Source organism: Pandoraea anhela (assembly GCF_902459655.1).
Lineage (GTDB): Bacteria > Pseudomonadota > Gammaproteobacteria > Burkholderiales > Burkholderiaceae > Pandoraea > Pandoraea anhela.
Genome location: NZ_CABPSB010000016.1, coordinates 55,916 through 70,587, shown reverse-complemented (window position 1 = coordinate 70,587; position 14,672 = coordinate 55,916). Strand labels below are relative to the sequence as shown.

The 14,672-nt window shown below is 63.9% G+C and carries 15 protein-coding genes; 7 read left to right on the top strand and 8 right to left on the bottom strand.

Annotated features, from left to right (window positions below):
• The first annotated feature begins 78 nt into the window (after positions 1-78).
• Positions 79-696, top strand: coding sequence for a 50S ribosomal protein L25/general stress protein Ctc (locus PAN31108_RS19590; RefSeq protein ID WP_069340337.1), 618 nt, complete (start codon positions 79-81; stop codon positions 694-696).
• A gap of 123 nt (positions 697-819) precedes the next feature.
• A complete protein-coding gene (gene pth / locus PAN31108_RS19585; RefSeq protein ID WP_150670449.1) occupies positions 820-1,416 on the top strand; it encodes an aminoacyl-tRNA hydrolase in 597 nt (198 codons plus the stop codon).
• Between the two features lie 181 nt (positions 1,417-1,597).
• On the opposite strand, the gene PAN31108_RS19580 is transcribed toward pth, so the two are convergent.
• Complete coding sequence (locus PAN31108_RS19580) at positions 1,598-1,855, bottom strand: YfhL family 4Fe-4S dicluster ferredoxin (RefSeq protein ID WP_150670448.1); 258 nt, start codon at positions 1,853-1,855, stop codon at positions 1,598-1,600.
• A gap of 504 nt (positions 1,856-2,359) precedes the next feature.
• On the opposite strand from PAN31108_RS19580, the gene PAN31108_RS19575 reads away from it, so the two are divergent.
• Positions 2,360-3,163, top strand: a complete 804-nt coding sequence (locus PAN31108_RS19575) for a transporter substrate-binding domain-containing protein (RefSeq protein ID WP_150670447.1) — start codon at positions 2,360-2,362, stop codon at positions 3,161-3,163.
• A 181-nt stretch (positions 3,164-3,344) separates the two neighbouring features.
• Here the strand turns inward: PAN31108_RS19575 and PAN31108_RS19570 are convergent, their stop codons facing one another.
• The 3 genes from PAN31108_RS19570 to rsmD form a co-directional block, all read right to left on the bottom strand.
• Positions 3,345-3,677: a TM2 domain-containing protein gene (locus PAN31108_RS19570; protein WP_150670446.1), complete on the bottom strand. Its 333-nt coding sequence runs from the start codon at positions 3,675-3,677 to the stop codon at positions 3,345-3,347.
• Between the two features lie 217 nt (positions 3,678-3,894).
• The gene (gene coaD, locus PAN31108_RS19565) at positions 3,895-4,389 is read right to left on the bottom strand and encodes a pantetheine-phosphate adenylyltransferase (RefSeq protein WP_069340341.1); all 495 of its coding nucleotides are present in this window, start codon (positions 4,387-4,389) and stop codon (positions 3,895-3,897) included.
• 55 nt (positions 4,390-4,444) lie between these two features.
• Positions 4,445-5,038, bottom strand: coding sequence for a 16S rRNA (guanine(966)-N(2))-methyltransferase RsmD (rsmD, locus tag PAN31108_RS19560; protein WP_150670445.1), 594 nt, complete (start codon positions 5,036-5,038; stop codon positions 4,445-4,447).
• 329 nt (positions 5,039-5,367) lie between these two features.
• Between rsmD and nodI the strand changes: the two genes are divergently transcribed.
• Together nodI and PAN31108_RS19550 are read left to right on the top strand one after the other, a co-directional pair.
• Entirely contained in the window at positions 5,368-6,285 is a 918-nt protein-coding gene (gene nodI / locus PAN31108_RS19555; protein WP_150670444.1) for a nodulation factor ABC transporter ATP-binding protein NodI, read from the top strand.
• Positions 6,278-7,171 carry an ABC transporter permease gene (locus PAN31108_RS19550; protein WP_150670443.1) on the top strand — a complete coding sequence of 298 codons (894 nt, stop codon included), beginning with the start codon at positions 6,278-6,280 and terminating at the stop codon, positions 7,169-7,171. The genes nodI and PAN31108_RS19550 overlap by 8 nt, the downstream gene beginning before the upstream one ends.
• Positions 7,172-7,256: 85 nt before the next feature.
• On the opposite strand, the gene PAN31108_RS19545 is transcribed toward PAN31108_RS19550, so the two are convergent.
• Complete coding sequence (locus PAN31108_RS19545; RefSeq protein ID WP_370819699.1) at positions 7,257-8,657, bottom strand: M16 family metallopeptidase; 1,401 nt, start codon at positions 8,655-8,657, stop codon at positions 7,257-7,259.
• A gap of 69 nt (positions 8,658-8,726) precedes the next feature.
• Positions 8,727-10,154, bottom strand: coding sequence for a M16 family metallopeptidase (locus PAN31108_RS19540; protein WP_150670441.1), 1,428 nt, complete (start codon positions 10,152-10,154; stop codon positions 8,727-8,729).
• A gap of 171 nt (positions 10,155-10,325) precedes the next feature.
• Between PAN31108_RS19540 and ftsY the strand changes: the two genes are divergently transcribed.
• Positions 10,326-11,828, top strand: coding sequence for a signal recognition particle-docking protein FtsY (ftsY, locus tag PAN31108_RS19535; protein ID WP_150670440.1), 1,503 nt, complete (start codon positions 10,326-10,328; stop codon positions 11,826-11,828).
• A gap of 237 nt (positions 11,829-12,065) precedes the next feature.
• On the opposite strand, the gene PAN31108_RS19530 is transcribed toward ftsY, so the two are convergent.
• Together PAN31108_RS19530 and maiA are read right to left on the bottom strand one after the other, a co-directional pair.
• Positions 12,066-12,692, bottom strand: coding sequence for a LysE/ArgO family amino acid transporter (locus tag PAN31108_RS19530; protein WP_150670439.1), 627 nt, complete (start codon positions 12,690-12,692; stop codon positions 12,066-12,068).
• Positions 12,692-13,348: a maleylacetoacetate isomerase gene (maiA, locus tag PAN31108_RS19525; RefSeq protein WP_150670438.1), complete on the bottom strand. Its 657-nt coding sequence runs from the start codon at positions 13,346-13,348 to the stop codon at positions 12,692-12,694. The genes PAN31108_RS19530 and maiA overlap by 1 nt, the downstream gene beginning before the upstream one ends.
• Before the next feature lie 281 nt (positions 13,349-13,629).
• Between maiA and ybiB the strand changes: the two genes are divergently transcribed.
• Positions 13,630-14,607, top strand: coding sequence for a DNA-binding protein YbiB (gene ybiB / locus PAN31108_RS19520; protein ID WP_150670437.1), 978 nt, complete (start codon positions 13,630-13,632; stop codon positions 14,605-14,607).
• Positions 14,608-14,672 lie beyond the last annotated feature (65 nt).

The following is a 14,672-nucleotide window of genomic DNA, read 5'->3' as shown; positions in this document are numbered from 1 at the left end:
TGTTCCTGAGACCCGCATTTTTCGCGGGATTTTCGGGACAAAATCGCTGCCTGGTCGCGGGCAGTTCAAGGAGTTGTTATGAAAGTCGTCGCATTTGAGCGTAATCTGCAAGGTACGGGTGCGAGCCGCCGCCTGCGCAATGCCGGTAAGACAACGGGCATCGTGTACGGTGGGAACGTCGCTCCGCAACTGATCGAACTCGATCACAACGCACTGTGGCACGCCCTGCGTAAGGAAGCCTTCCACTCGTCGATCCTCGACCTGGAAGTCGCCGGCAAGAACGAACAAGTGCTGCTGCGCGATGTGCAGTACCACCCGTTCAAGCAACTGGTTCTGCACGTGGATTTCCAACGTGTCGATCCGAACAAGCCGATCCACGTCAAGGTGCCGCTGCACTTCCTGGGCGCCGAAAACGCGCCGGCCGTGAAGCTGGCTTCGAACGTGATCAGCCACACGCTGAACGAACTGGACGTTAGCTGCCTGCCGGGCAAGCTGCCGGAATTCCTGGAAGTCGACCTGTCGACGCTGGAAGCCGGCAAGACGGTGCACGCCAAGGACGTCAAGCTGCCCGCCGGCGTGACGCTGACGCTGCACGTCGAGCAGGAAAACCCGGTGGTGGCACAAGCCGTTCAACCGGCTGGCGCGGCTGCTGACGAAGCGGCTGCTTCGGCTGAAGGCGAAACGCCGGCTGCCTAAGCCTGACGCGTTAGCTTTCAGCGGCGACGCTGGACGCAAGACCCGCCGCGACATCCCGTCCGGCGGGTTTTTTTATGGCGGTGCGCATGCCACCATGGCGCGTACCCAGATCCTGATACCGAAATGATCAAGCTGATCGTAGGGCTCGGCAATCCGGGCGCCGAATATACAGCGACGCGTCACAACGCGGGCTTCTGGTTCGTCGACGCACTGGCACAGCAAAGCGGCGCCTCGCTCACCAACCAAAAGAACTTTCACGGCTTCGCCGGGCGTGCGCGCGTTGCCGGACAGGAAGTGTGGTTGCTTGAACCGCAGACCTTCATGAACCGCTCCGGGCAATCGGTCGTCGCGCTCGCACGCTTCTACAAGATCATGCCGGACGAAATTCTCGTCGTGCACGACGAACTCGACCTGCTGCCGGGCACCGTCAGGCTCAAGCGCGGGGGCGGCACAGGCGGTCACAACGGTCTGAAGGACATTGCCGCACATCTGACGACGCCGGAGTTCTGGCGTCTGCGACTGGGCATCGGGCATCCGCGAACCCTGCAACCGGCCGGCAGCCAGCAACAGGTCGCAGACTTCGTGCTCAAGCCGCCGCGCAAGGAAGAACAAGGCGAGATCGACGACGCCATGTCACGATCGCTCGACATCGTCGATCTGGTGGTCAAAGGCGAGATGGAAAAGGCGATGATGCGTTTGCACGCGACGCCGGGGAAATAAGCCTGTCCACCGACGCCCCATCGTGGGCGGGACGCATGCGAATCGAGCGGCGCAACGCCGCTCGAATGCTTTTGGCGGGATCTGGCCAGGGCGAGGCGGCTCAGCCTATCAGTCACTGCGTCATTGAGCACGCAATGGAATTGCTCAGGCCGCCCAAGCTGCCCAAGCTGCCCAGGCGATATCAAGCCGACTTGGCGGCTTGCAGATGGGTGTACTTCTCAAGCAATTGCTGCGGTGTCTCGACGTGCTCCGGATTGATCGGAATGCACTCCACCGGACACACCTGCACGCACTGCGGCTCATCGAAGTGACCGACACACTCCGTACACTTGTTCGGATCGATCTCGTAGATCTCGACCCCCATCGAAATTGCGTCGTTCGGGCACTCAGGCTCGCACACATCGCAATTGATGCATTCGTCGGTAATCATCAGTGCCACTGTCGACTCACTTTCCTCTGGCCGCTCGCAAACTCGCGCGAACCCCGGCGAACGGCAGCCATTATGGTTCGCGGAACGATTCCCCAATTATACGGAAGTTAGCAAGTCCCGATCGGCGACGCGTCCGGCACGCTCGTCTTGCCCGCGCGACATCACGGGCGCATCCGTCGATGCACGGATTCGACCGCAAACGGCTCGCTTTGGTGCACGAAGCGCAGCGCCCTGTGGCCGATGTGGCCGATGTGGCCGCTGCGGCCCGTGCGGCCCGTGTGCCATGAGTAGCCATGGGTATGCCGCGTCGTGTAACCCACCGTCCTATGCCCTCGCCTCTGTGGCAACGCCCCCTTTCCATGATTCCGAGCGACTGGCACGGTTAATGCTTCAGCCATGACACAACTGGTCGTACCAGTACGACCACGTTCGCCTGCGCTCGAGACAAGAACGCAAGCCCCCCTCTCTGTTACGCCCCTTTTCGTTATGGCCTTTGGCCAAGGAGTTTGATCGATGCGTGCATTCCTTCATCAGGCCGGTCGTCGCCGGATGCTGCAAGCGGTTGTCGTTGCGTCGCTGGGAAGTCTGATGGGCATCGCCCACGCGGACGTGCTGCAAACGGTCTCAAAGACCGGCGTCATCCGCATTGCCATTCCCCAGGATTTCCCGCCGTTCGGCTCGATCGGCACCGATCTCAAGGTCCACGGTTACGACATCGACATGGCGGAGCTGATCGGCAAGGAAATCGGCGCCAAGGTCGAACTCGTGCCGGTCATCAGTACGAACCGAATCGCTTATCTGACGACAGGCAAGGTGGATGTCGTGATTTCATCGCTCGGCAAGAATGCGGAGCGCGAGAAGGCCATCGACTTCACGAAGGCTTACGCCCCCTTCCCCAAGAGCGTGTACGGCCCGCAGGACATCGTGATCAAAACGCCTGCCGATCTCGCCAACAAGACCATTGCCGTCACGCGCGGCTCGACCGAGGATCTCGCGCTCACGGCCGTCGCGCCGCAAAGCGCCAACATCAAGCGCTATGAGGACAACAACGCGACGGCCGCTTCCTATCTGGCGGGTCAGGTGCAACTCGTCACGCTGGGGAACATCGTCGCGAACGCCGTGCGCGAGAAGAGCAAGCAGCGCGCCTTCGACCTGAAGTTTCCGGTCGAGGAAACGCCCTGCTACATCGGCGTCGGCAAGGGAGAGACGGCAATGGTCGCCAAGCTGAACGCCATCATCGACAAAGCGAAAGCCGATGGACGTCTGAACGCCATGTCCGTCAAATGGATGCAGGCGCCGCTGCCGGCCGGGTTCTGACGCATTTTTCCCGGCATAATCGGCGAATGAAGATCACTCGCCGGGCTTACGCCAATTCGCGCAAACATCGGCGCAACAAAAAACCCCCGCGAGGCGACAACACGCTGCGGGGGTTTTTCATGGTTTCGCGACGAACGATCCCAGCGTTGGAAACGTTGGAAAAGTTAGAAACGGTAAGACTTCAGAGCGCGTTCGTCGCCGCCATCGTTGCGCTGGGCGCGGCGACCTGCGCCGCCAGCTTCAAATTGTACGAACGGATCAGGCCGGGAATCAGGAATGCATCGACGACGACCCAAATGTAGAGGGCGCCGAGAATGAACACGCCCAGACCGCCGAGGAAAATCGTAGACAGACCCACTATCCACAGAACGAGTTGCGCGACGGCAGTGCCCGTGCGCTTCGCATAAAATCGATGACCGCCGAGGCCGCCGAAGAAGAACCACAAAAGATACGCAATGCCCGACGATTTCTTGCTGGCGTCGTACTGCATCATGCCGATGGTGCTCTGGTCCATACATTTCCCCAATGTAACGATGTGCTGATTCTGGAATTTTTGACTTCTACGCGACGCCCCAAAAATTCAGGTCGACAGCGGTGCACATTCTAACGGAGTTCTAAGCATTCGACGCAGGAATCCTGCCTGGCTCCGGAACACAAAGGCATGGATGGCGCCGACCCGCCGTCTCCGGTAGACCGGCGCATCGGGGCCTTGAGTTCGGGTTCGGGTGTGGCTAGGGTTTGGCCGCCATATCGCCGACCTTCGTGACCAGCCACTTTTCGACGGAGGGGAACACGAATTTGCTGACATCGCCGCCCAGTTGAGCGATTTCGCGCACGATCGTACCCGAGATGAACTGGTATTGATCGGACGGCGTCATGAACATCGTCTCGACGTCGGGCAGCAGATAACGGTTCATGCCCGCCATCTGGAACTCGTATTCGAAGTCGGAAACGGCGCGCAGACCGCGCACGATCACGCGCGCCTGATGTTTGCGCACGAAATCCTTGAGCAAGCCGGAGAACCCTTCGACGCTCACGTTCGGATAGTGCCCGAGCACCTCGCGCGCGATGTCGATCCGCTCTTCCAGCGTGAAGAACGGTTTCTTGTTTCGGCTATCGGCCACCCCGACCACGAGCTTGTCGAAAATGCCCGCCGCGCGGCGGACCAGATCTTCGTGTCCTCGGGTCAACGGGTCGAAAGTCCCCGGATAGATCGCCACTACCATGCCAACGTCTCCTCGCGGCTGGGGACCGATACTGCGTACTTGTTCATTGTGGTCTCTAGGTTTTCGGAATCGATTCAAGCAAATGATAATGCACCGCCCCGGCTTTCGCGCGTCGCAGGCATGTCAGATCCAGCGCGGCGAGCGCGTCGTCTTCCAGCGCGACGTCGGATTCGGCGTAGATCACGCCATTCGACGTCAGCAAACGCGCAGCCGGCCCGAGCAAGTCGTCCAGCCAGCCACTCGCGAACGGCGGATCCAGAAATATCACATCGAAAACCCCGGGCGAGAGCGTGGTTATCAGACGCCTCGCATCTGCCTGCACGATCTCGATCTGGTTCGCCCCGAGCTTCGCCTGGTTGGCACGCAACTGACGAACGGCAGGCGCGGCCGCCTCGATCATCAACACCCGCTCAGCGCCACGCGAAGCCGCCTCGAAACCGAGCGCGCCGCTGCCGGCAAAGGCGTCCAGACACTGCATGCCCGTCAGATCCTGACCGAGCCAGTTGAACAGCGTCTCGCGCACGCGGTCAGGTGTCGGCCGCAGACCGTCGCCGGATGGTACCGGCAGCGGCGTGCGCTTCCACTGGCCACCGATGATACGGACCTGTTGCGGTGCGCCGCGTGCCACGTTACCTGCACCGGACTTCATACCGTTCTCCGCGACACCGTCTGAGCAAGCGCAGTCGGCTCAAGCGCATCGTCGACGGTGGAAAAATGGGAGTACGCGCGTCGAGGCGCGCGCTGAAAATCCAAAATCATGGCAATTCACGCTACATTGTTGAGGCGAAACATACCACATCGCCCGCATCCCATGCCCGACAAGGATTTGCGACTGGCACGACCGTACACGGGCAGCCACGTCGCGGGCCTGCGCCGTGGCGAAGCGCCCCGCCGCGACACGCAATGCAGGCAGTGATGTCCGAGGCAATCGACGACAGCGGGCACGCACGCCCCCCAACAGGAGACCGCCATATCCCTATGACCGACGCCGCCATCGAGGTATCCGAACTGTGCAAGGCCTATGACGGCCGTCCCGTGGTCGATCACCTGTCGCTGCGCGTCGCGCCCGGCGAGTGCTTCGGCCTGCTGGGACCGAACGGCGCAGGCAAAACCACCACATTGCGCATGCTGCTCGGACTGGTCACGCCCGACAGCGGCGCCATCCAACTCGGCGGCATGCCCGTTCCCCGTCTCGCGCCGGAAGCCCGGCGGCGCGTCGGTGTCGTGCCCCAGTTCGACAATCTCGACCCCGACTTTACCGTACGCGAAAATCTGGCCGTCTTCGGACGTTATTTCGGACTCTCCTCCCTCGATATCAAAGAACGCGTACCCGCGCTACTGGCGTTCGCCCGGCTCGAATCGAAAGCGCACGCCCGCGTCGGACAACTCTCGGGCGGCATGAAGCGACGCCTTACCCTGGCGCGCGCCCTCATCAACAACCCGGACCTGCTGGTGCTCGATGAGCCGACCACGGGTCTCGACCCGCAGGCCCGCCATCTGATCTGGGAGCGCCTCAAATCGCTGATGAACGAGGGCAAGACGATTCTGCTGACGACTCACTTCATGGAGGAAGCCGAACGCTTGTGCCACCGGCTCTGTGTGATCGACGCAGGGCGCAAGATCGCCGAGGGCACGCCCCCGGAACTCGTTGCGCGCGAGATCGGTTGCGACGTCGTCGAGGTGTTCGGAGACGTTCCCCAAGCGCTGCTCGCCGACCTCGCCCCGCTCGCCGAGCGCATCGAGACCAGTGGCGAGACGCACTTCTGCTACGTGCGAGACGCCGCCCCGGTCGTGAACGCGTTGCGCGACCAGCCCGGCGTACGCTATCTGCATCGGCGCGCCAATCTGGAAGACGTCTTCCTCAAACTCACCGGACGGGAGATGCGCGATGACTGAACACGACCGACGTGACGACCCGGCGAGCGCCGACGCCGCCGCGATACCGGCAACGCACGCCACCACCGAAGCGCCGCCGCGCCCTGCCGAATCCCACCGCAGCGCGCCGGATGCACCGCGCTACCTTCCCGGTGCCACGCCATGGATGGGCGTGTGGCGACGCAACTTCCTCGTCTGGCGCAAGCTCGCGATGGCATCGATGTTCGGCAATCTGGCCGATCCCATGATTTACCTTTTCGGATTGGGGTTCGGGCTGGGCATGATGGTCGGCGACGTTGACGGCACGTCCTACATCGCGTTTCTTGCGGCGGGCACCGTCGGTTCGAGCGTGATGTTCTCGGCAAGTTTCGAGTCGATGTACTCGGGCTTTTCGCGTATGCACGTTCAGCGCACGTGGGAGGCCCTCATGCATACGCCGCTCACGTTGGGCGACGTCGTACTCGGCGAAGTGGTGTGGGCTGCGAGCAAAGCGGTGCTCTCGGGCGTCGCGATCCTGCTCGTGGCGAGCGTGCTCGGCTACGCCCGCATCGAGAGCCTGGCGGTCGTGTTGCCGGCCGTGCTGCTCGCTGGTCTGGCATTCGCCAGTCTGGCGATGGTGATGACGGCGCTCGCGCCGAGCTACGACTTCTTCATGTTCTACCAGACGCTCGTGATGACGCCGATGCTGCTGCTCTCGGGCGTGTTCTTTCCCCTGTCGCAACTGCCGGCGGCCGCACGCCACATCACCGAGTGGTTGCCGCTGGCGCACGCGGTGGCGCTGATTCGTCCCGCCATGCTGGGACGCGCCATCGACCAGCCATGGCTGCACGTCGGTGCACTCGCCCTCTACGCCGTCATCGGCTTTGCGGTGGCGCTCGTGTTACTGCGTCGGCGGATTCTTCGATAGCGCGAATGCCGACGCTCACGCGAAAAAACGGCACCGAGATTTTTTTTCGGTACCGTTTTTTTACGTCATCGCTGTCGATACGCGATCATTTGGCGGTCTTTTTCACCACGGGCGTGGCGCTCGGCGCCGCAGCGCCTGCGCTCGCCGCACCGAACACATCGCTCGGCCCCACCACGACCGTCGCGAGACGCTCCGGCTGAACATGACGCGCGAAGGCGTCTTTCACCTGCGCGGCGGTCACGGCTTCGACCTTGCTCGTCCACGTGTCCAGATAGTCCAGCGGCAAATGATAGAAGCCGATGGCGGCCACGTTCGCCAGCAGTTTGCGGTTGCTGTCCAGACGCAGCGGGAACCCATTGGTCAGGTTGTCCTTCGCCGCCTGCATCTCCTCATCGGTCGGCCCGTCCTGAACGAACTTGGCAAGCGTCTCACGCACGACCTTGAGCGCTTCCGGCGCCTGCTCGCGACGCGTCTGCAAATTGATCTCGAACGGCCCTTCCTGCAACTGCGGCACGAAGCCACTCGACACACCGTACGTCAGACCCCGCTTTTCCCGGACCTCGGCCGTCAAACGCGACACGAAACCGCCACCGCCCAGCACGTAATTGCCCACCAGCAGCGGGAAGTAGTCAGGATCGCTGCGCGCCATCGACGCTTGTCCCGTTGCGATGTGGGCCTGCTCGGCCGGATGCGGCAAATCGATCTGCACGGCGCTGCGCAGCGCCGCGACCGGCGGCAATGTCGGCGGCGTGACCCCAGCCGGCATGGCGTCGGTCAGTTGCGCGACAAGCTTCTCCGCCTGGGCACGATCGATATCGCCGACGATGGAGACGACCGCCCGTCGGGGGCTATACATATCGCGATAGAAGCGCAGCAGATCGTCGCGCTTTACGGCGTTCACGCTGGCGACGGTCGGCGTCACACCGTACGGATGGCTGCCGTAGATCGCACTGCGAAAAGCCTTCTCGGCGATGGCCTCCGGCTTCGTATCCGACTCGGCAATCGCCGACGACAGACGCGCCGTCTCACGCTTGAGCACGGCTTCGGGGAACGTGGGATGTTGCAGAAACTGCGCCAGGGTACTCACTGCGGCATCGCGCTCCGCCGCCGACGACAGCGTGCGCATGGTGATGGTCGCGGCGTCGCGTCCGGCGCTCGTCGCTTCCATCGCCCCCACATCGGCGAACCGGTCGGCAATCTGCGCTTCGCTCAGCGCGGGACGCCCGCCCGCAGCGGCGGCGCCGGCGTCGAGCAACCCGGCCGTCAGCAACGCCAGCCCCGACTTGCCAGGCGGGTCGTAACGACTGCCGGCGTCGAAATCGATGTTCAGATCGATCATCGGAATGGAGCGGCTCTCCACGAGCATCACCTTCGCGCCCGACGGGGCAATCCAGCTCTGGATCGGCAGTGCAGCGTTCGCCGTCAGCGGCACAACGCTCAGCAGCGCACCCGCCGCGACGCAGGCAACAGAGGTGAAGGCGGCCATCAATCCCGTTCGCGCGGGCATGGAGAACGCACGCAACCGTGCGGAAATTTTCATCATCGTGTGGCCCTCTCAGCGCATGTTCTTCAAGTCTTCCGCCCCTTGGGCGCGGCGCTTGCGTGTCGCCTCGTCGATCGGTTGCGGCACCAGTGTCGCCACCGTCAACGATTCGTCGCCGAAGTATTTGCCGGCCACCGCCTGCACTTGCGCGGGCGTTACTGCCTTCACCTTCTCCAGCATGCGGTCGATCTGCCGCCACGAAATTCCCGACATCTCGCTCAGACCGATTTCCATCGCCTGTCCGAACACCGAGTCGCGCTTGTAGATCTGCGACGCAACCACCTGCGCCTTCACCCGCTTGAGCTCGGCTTCCGTCACCCCGTGGGCGGCGATGTCGGCCACCTGGGCTCGCAGGGCTTTCTCCATCTGCTCAGGCGTTTTGCCTTGCGCAGGCGTAGCGTCCATGATGAAAAACTGCGGGCCGCGGCCAACGCCGTCATAGCTCGCCCCAACGTCGTTCGCGATACGCTGCTCGCGCACGAGGCGGCTCGTCAGACGCGCATTGCCGTACCCGTCGAGCACAGCGCTGAGCACTTGCAACGCGTAGACGTCGTCGTCTTTCTCGACGTCGTTCAGACGCGGTGCGCGCCACGCGAGCATTACGTTCGGATTTTCAGCCGGCGCCGTCACGAACACGCGGCGCACCCCCATCTGCGCCGGTTCGTTCTGCGGGCGACGATCGGGCAGCGTATGCGACTTGATCGGGCCGTAATACTTTTCGGCAAGCGCCTTGACCTGAACGGGGTCCACATCTCCGCTCACGACGACCACGGCGTTGTTGGGCGCATACCAGCGCTCGTACCAATCACGGGTGTCCTGCACGGTCATATGCTGAAGATCGTCCATCCAGCCGACGATCGGGCGACGATACGGGTTGGCGACGAGCGCCGTGGCCATGAGTTGCTCATAGAGCAGTGCGCGCGGCTGATCGTCCGTACGGAGACGGCGCTCCTCCATCACCACCTGAATCTCTTTGGCGAATTCGTCGGCGGACAGCGTCAGATTGGCCATGCGGTCGGCTTCGAGACGCATCATCTCCGGCAGACGCGACTTCTCCGTCTGCTCGAAGTACCCGGTGTAGTCCTTGCTGGTGAACGCGTTTTCCCGGCCGCCGAGCGCGGCGACCTGACGCGAGAACTGGCCCGGCCCAACGGTGCTGGTGCCCTTGAACATCATGTGTTCCAGCGCATGAGCAACGCCGGTGGTGCCGTTGAACTCGTCGAGCGACCCGGCGCGATACCAGACCACGTGAGCGACCGTCGGTGCCCGGTGATCTTCGCGCACAATCAGCCGAAGGCCGTTCGATAGCGTGAATTCCGAAGTGTTGTCCGTCGTCTTGCTGCCGCCGTTACCCACGGTGTCGGCGGCGTAGCCCAGGCTCATCACACCCGCCAGAGCCAGTCCGGCTAAGGCGTGTCGCCAGCGCATGGTTCCCGTCATGGATCCCCTTTCGCCCGTCATGGACGTCGATTCGCGTCTGATAAAATACGTCGCATTTCCCGCGTCGGAAACAACGACCCGCCCATTGTAGGGCGTTTTGTGCGGCGCGAATGGCCGGACAATTCTTAGCTGCACGCCGATAGCGCGCCCCCACGTCGAGTTCTTCACCCCATGTTCAGTTTCTTCAAGCGCTTCAAGTCGGGCGGTAACAAGGCCGCCGAGACGAGCCCCGCACCGACCGAATCGCAAGCCGCCTCCAACGCCTCCGACGCCTCCGACGCCGCAGCGCCGGCCCCGTCGCCCGAAGCGCCGCAAACCCGGCAAGCGCCCGCACTCTCGCAACCGCCCCAGCAAAGCGTTGCCGCGCCCGTTCAGTCGGTTCAATCACCGCACGCTGCGCCGGCTGCACCGGCTATCCCTGCTCCCCCGGCCGTCCCCGTTGCTGCCACGGCCGTTCAGCCCGCGACGCCGACGCCCGCTGCCGCCCCCGTGACAGCGCCCGTGGAAAATACGGCGCAGTCCGAGCGGGTTCAGGGAAATATCCCAACGCCCGTTGTGCCGACCGACGCCGCACCGGTGACTGCACCGCAAATAGAACCGCAGATCGCACCGAAGATCGCACCGGCGCCGGTCGAACCGGTCGAGATTGCCGACACTCTGCATGCGTCCGAACCTGCCGAGCCGCTCTCATCGCCGCCGACGCCGGTGGTCGTCAAGGACGCTCAGGGTGAGGCCATCGGCGAAATCGTCGCAGCTCCGGCACCGGCACCGGCAGCCAAGCGCTCTTGGCTTACCCGTCTGAAGGCCGGCCTGTCGAAGACGAGTGCAGGCCTCACGGGCATCTTCGTCGGCGTGAAGGTCGATGAGAATCTGTTCGAAGAACTCGAAGGCGCGCTGTTGATGAGCGATGCCGGCGTGGAAGCCACCACGTATCTGCTCGACGCCCTGCGCAAGAAGGTCAAGACCGAGCGTCTGACGGAAGGCGAGCAGGTCAAGCGCGCGCTGCACGACCTGCTGGTCGACTTGCTGCGCCCGCTGGAGCAAAGCCTCGTGCTCGGACGCGAAGCGCCGATGGTCGTGATGATCGCGGGCGTGAACGGCGCGGGCAAGACCACCAGCATCGGCAAACTCGCCAAGCACTTCCAGCACTACGGCCAGTCCGTGCTGCTCGCTGCCGGCGATACCTTCCGCGCCGCCGCCCGTGAGCAACTGGCGATCTGGGGCGAGCGCAACAACGTCGCCGTCGTCGCACAGGAAAGCGGCGATCCGGCCGCTGTCGTGTTCGACGCCGTGAGCGCCGCACGCGCGCGCAAGATCGACATCGTGATGGCGGACACCGCAGGCCGTCTGCCCACGCAGTTGCATCTGATGGAGGAGCTCAAGAAGATCAAGCGCGTGCTGGGCAAGGCCGCCGAAGGCGCACCGCACGAAGTGCTGCTCGTGATCGACGCGAACACCGGCCAGAACGCCCTCGCACAGGTCAAGGCGTTCGACGACGCGCTGACCCTCACCGGCCTGATCGTGACGAAGCTCGACGGTACCGCCAAGGGCGGCATTCTGGCCGCGATCGCGCGCCAACGCCCCGTGCCGGTGTACTTCATCGGCGTAGGCGAAAAGGTCGAAGACTTGCAGCCGTTCTCGGCACGCGAATTCGCCGACGCCTTGCTCGGATAAGCATCGCGCCGGCCCTTCGGGCGGGTCGATTCCCGACGTCGCGCTCGTCCGGACGCGTTGCCGATACCGAGAGGTCTTGAGCGCCGCGGTCATCGGCGCAACTGCGCAACTGCGCAGCGATGCACCGGCGCATCCACGCCGGCAAGTTCCCCGACCGGGCCCTCTCATCACCTGCCCAAAAGCCAACGGCCCGCCCATTGACGAGGCGGGCCGTGCGTTTTCATCCCTCGACTGTCTTTACATCTGCTGCGCCACGAGTCCCGCGCACAACCCCCACATCATCAGGCCGACGAAACCGTCGAGGATCTGCCACGCGCGCGCTCGCGAGAAAAGCGGCGCCAGCAGACGTGCACCGTACCCCAACGCCGTAAACCACAACACCGACGCGATCATCGCCCCACCGGCAAACCACGCATTGCCGGGCGACGGTTCACGCGCGCCGATGCCACCGAGCAGGATCACCGTGTCCAGATAGACGTGCGGATTGAGCAACGAGAGCATCAGCACGAGCACGACCGCACGCTGCCAGGTCATCGCCTGCGTGGCGGCCTTGCTACCGTCGGCCTGCAACGCGCCCGTCCCACGGAACGCCGCCCGCCAGGCACGCCAGCCATAAAGAAACAGAAACGCCGCGCCGCCCCACGTCACGATAGTGATGAAGCTCGGATACGCCGCGATCAGGCCGCCCATGCCGGCCACGCCCGCTGCAATCAGCACCATGTCGCAAATCGCACAGACCGTTACGACCACGCCCACGTGACGCTTCAAGATGCCCTGCCGTAATACGAACGCATTCTGCGCACCAATTGCCATGATGAGGCTGGCGCCGAGCGCCATGCCCCGCCAGAAAGCCGGATCGATCATCAGTTCGCCGACTCTGCATCGGGTTGGGCTTCGGGGGCGGCGCGTTGGAACGCTTCGAGCGTGCGGCAGTGTGCGTCGATGGCAGCGATGCGCGCAAACGGCGTCATGTCCACCTTGAAGCGGTTGGCGTTGTAGACCTGCGGGATCAGGCAGCAATCGGCCATCGTCGGCGTATCGCCGAAAACGAACTTGCCCGGCGAAGTCTGCGCTTGCAGACGCGCTTCGAGCGCCTTGAAGCCCTCGACGATCCAGTGCACGTACCAGGCGTTCTTCTGGGCTTCGGTCACGCCCATGTCGTGCTTGAGGAAACGCAGCACGCGCAGGTTGTCGATCGGGTGGATGTCTGCCGCGATGTCCAGCGCCAGCGCACGCACCTGTGCACGCGCCACCGGATCGGTGGGCAACAACGCGGGCGTCGGGTGCACCTCCTCCAGATATTCGATGATGGCGAGCGACTGGTGAATGTTGACATCGCCGTCGACGAACGTCGGCACCAGCGCGTTGACGTTGAGCGCGCGGTAGGCCGGCTTGAGCTGCTCTCCGCCGTCGCGCACCAGATGCACCGGGGCGATGTCGTAATCGAGCCCCTTCAGGTTCAGAGCGATACGCACCCGATACGCGGCGGAACTGCGAAAGTAGCTGTACAGCGTGGACATGACAGACCTCAAAAGCGGAAATGGGGAGAAACAGGCGAGACACCGGGAGACGCGCAGGCCGTAGCCGCCATTCAGGCGATCCCGGTGATCCCGACGATCCCGGTGATTCAGGTGATGCCGTCAGTCACCGGCAGCCCCGACGCGGTGCGGCGCATCCGAACACGAGATGGTACTGCAAGCGCTGGCCCCGATGACACTTGATTGCGTATGATGGATGCATCCTCGCAATTTCCTGCGAACCCGCGAACGCCCATCCCCGTTTCCCCGTCGACACAAGCGTCATGACCTCCGCCGCCCCATTTGCCTGCGCCCCGCTGCTCAAGATCATCGCCCGAGGCGCCAAAGGCGCCCGTCCGCTCAGCGCGGACGAGACCCGCACGCTGTTCGACGCCATTCTCGCCGACCGTGTGTCGCCCGCCGAGCTGGGCGGCGTGCTGATCGCGTACCGCATCAAGGGTGAAACGCCCGTCGAGCTGGGGGCGATGCTCGATGCCGCGCACGCTACCTTCGCACCGCTCTCGGCCCCGGCCGACGCGCCGCCGCCGGTCCTGCTGCCGAGCTACAACGGCGCACGCAAGCAACCGAATCTCACGCCGTTGCTGGCCTTGCTGCTCGCCCGGGAGGGCATTCCGGCGCTGGTGCACGGACAGCATCACAGCGGGGCGAACCGCGTCGGCACGCAAGCCATCTTCAAGGCACTGGGGCATGACGCGTGCAGCTCGGCCGCGCAGGCCGAAGCGGCGCTGCGCACCCGGCGCGTCGCCTATCTGCCCATCGCGGCGCTTTCGCCGGCATTGGAGCGTCTGCTGGAGATGCGCTCACCGCTGGGTGTGCGCAATTCGGGGCATACCGTCGTCAAGCTGTTGCAGCCGTTCGCCGGGCCGGCGCTGCGCTTGGTGAACTACACCCATCCGGAGTACCGGGAGACGTTGAGCGAGATGTTTACCGACGCCGCCAACAGCGCCGCCCCGGGCGTACTGCTCGCTCGTGGAACGGAAGGCGAACCGGTTGCGGATGCGCGTCGTCAGACGGCTATCGAGGGCTTCGCGGACGGGGCATACCGCTTGTGGCAGGCGGCAGAGGAAGGCGCCTCCGGCACGCCGCCGGCGCTCCCTGCCGCCGATGCCGTGGCGACGGCGCAATGGACCGAAGCCGTGCTCGCGGGCGAGATACCCCTGCCCGAGCCGATTGCGCGTCAGGTGGAGGTGATTCGTCAGGCGCTCGAAATGTCAGGTGCGACGGGTTCGGGTGCCCGGTAGGGACGATACCGTCAGGGAGATGGGCGGCGAGGTCTCCGGCGGGGCAATAGAGGATGGAGGAGGAT

Coding starts and splice junctions, on each gene's coding strand:
- PAN31108_RS19590 (WP_069340337.1), top strand. CDS start 79: ATGAAAGTCGTCGCATTTGAGCGTAATCTGCAAGGTACGGGTGCGAGC.
- pth (WP_150670449.1), top strand. CDS start 820: ATGATCAAGCTGATCGTAGGGCTCGGCAATCCGGGCGCCGAATATACA.
- PAN31108_RS19575 (WP_150670447.1), top strand. CDS start 2,360: ATGCGTGCATTCCTTCATCAGGCCGGTCGTCGCCGGATGCTGCAAGCG.
- PAN31108_RS19570 (WP_150670446.1), bottom strand. CDS start 3,677: ATGGACCAGAGCACCATCGGCATGATGCAGTACGACGCCAGCAAGAAA.
- coaD (WP_069340341.1), bottom strand. CDS start 4,389: ATGGTAGTGGCGATCTATCCGGGGACTTTCGACCCGTTGACCCGAGGA.
- rsmD (WP_150670445.1), bottom strand. CDS start 5,038: ATGAAGTCCGGTGCAGGTAACGTGGCACGCGGCGCACCGCAACAGGTC.
- nodI (WP_150670444.1), top strand. CDS start 5,368: ATGACCGACGCCGCCATCGAGGTATCCGAACTGTGCAAGGCCTATGAC.
- PAN31108_RS19550 (WP_150670443.1), top strand. CDS start 6,278: ATGACTGAACACGACCGACGTGACGACCCGGCGAGCGCCGACGCCGCC.
- PAN31108_RS19545 (WP_370819699.1), bottom strand. CDS start 8,657: ATGGCCGCCTTCACCTCTGTTGCCTGCGTCGCGGCGGGTGCGCTGCTG.
- PAN31108_RS19540 (WP_150670441.1), bottom strand. CDS start 10,154: ATGACGGGAACCATGCGCTGGCGACACGCCTTAGCCGGACTGGCTCTG.
- ftsY (WP_150670440.1), top strand. CDS start 10,326: ATGTTCAGTTTCTTCAAGCGCTTCAAGTCGGGCGGTAACAAGGCCGCC.
- PAN31108_RS19530 (WP_150670439.1), bottom strand. CDS start 12,692: ATGATCGATCCGGCTTTCTGGCGGGGCATGGCGCTCGGCGCCAGCCTC.
- maiA (WP_150670438.1), bottom strand. CDS start 13,348: ATGTCCACGCTGTACAGCTACTTTCGCAGTTCCGCCGCGTATCGGGTG.
- ybiB (WP_150670437.1), top strand. CDS start 13,630: ATGACCTCCGCCGCCCCATTTGCCTGCGCCCCGCTGCTCAAGATCATC.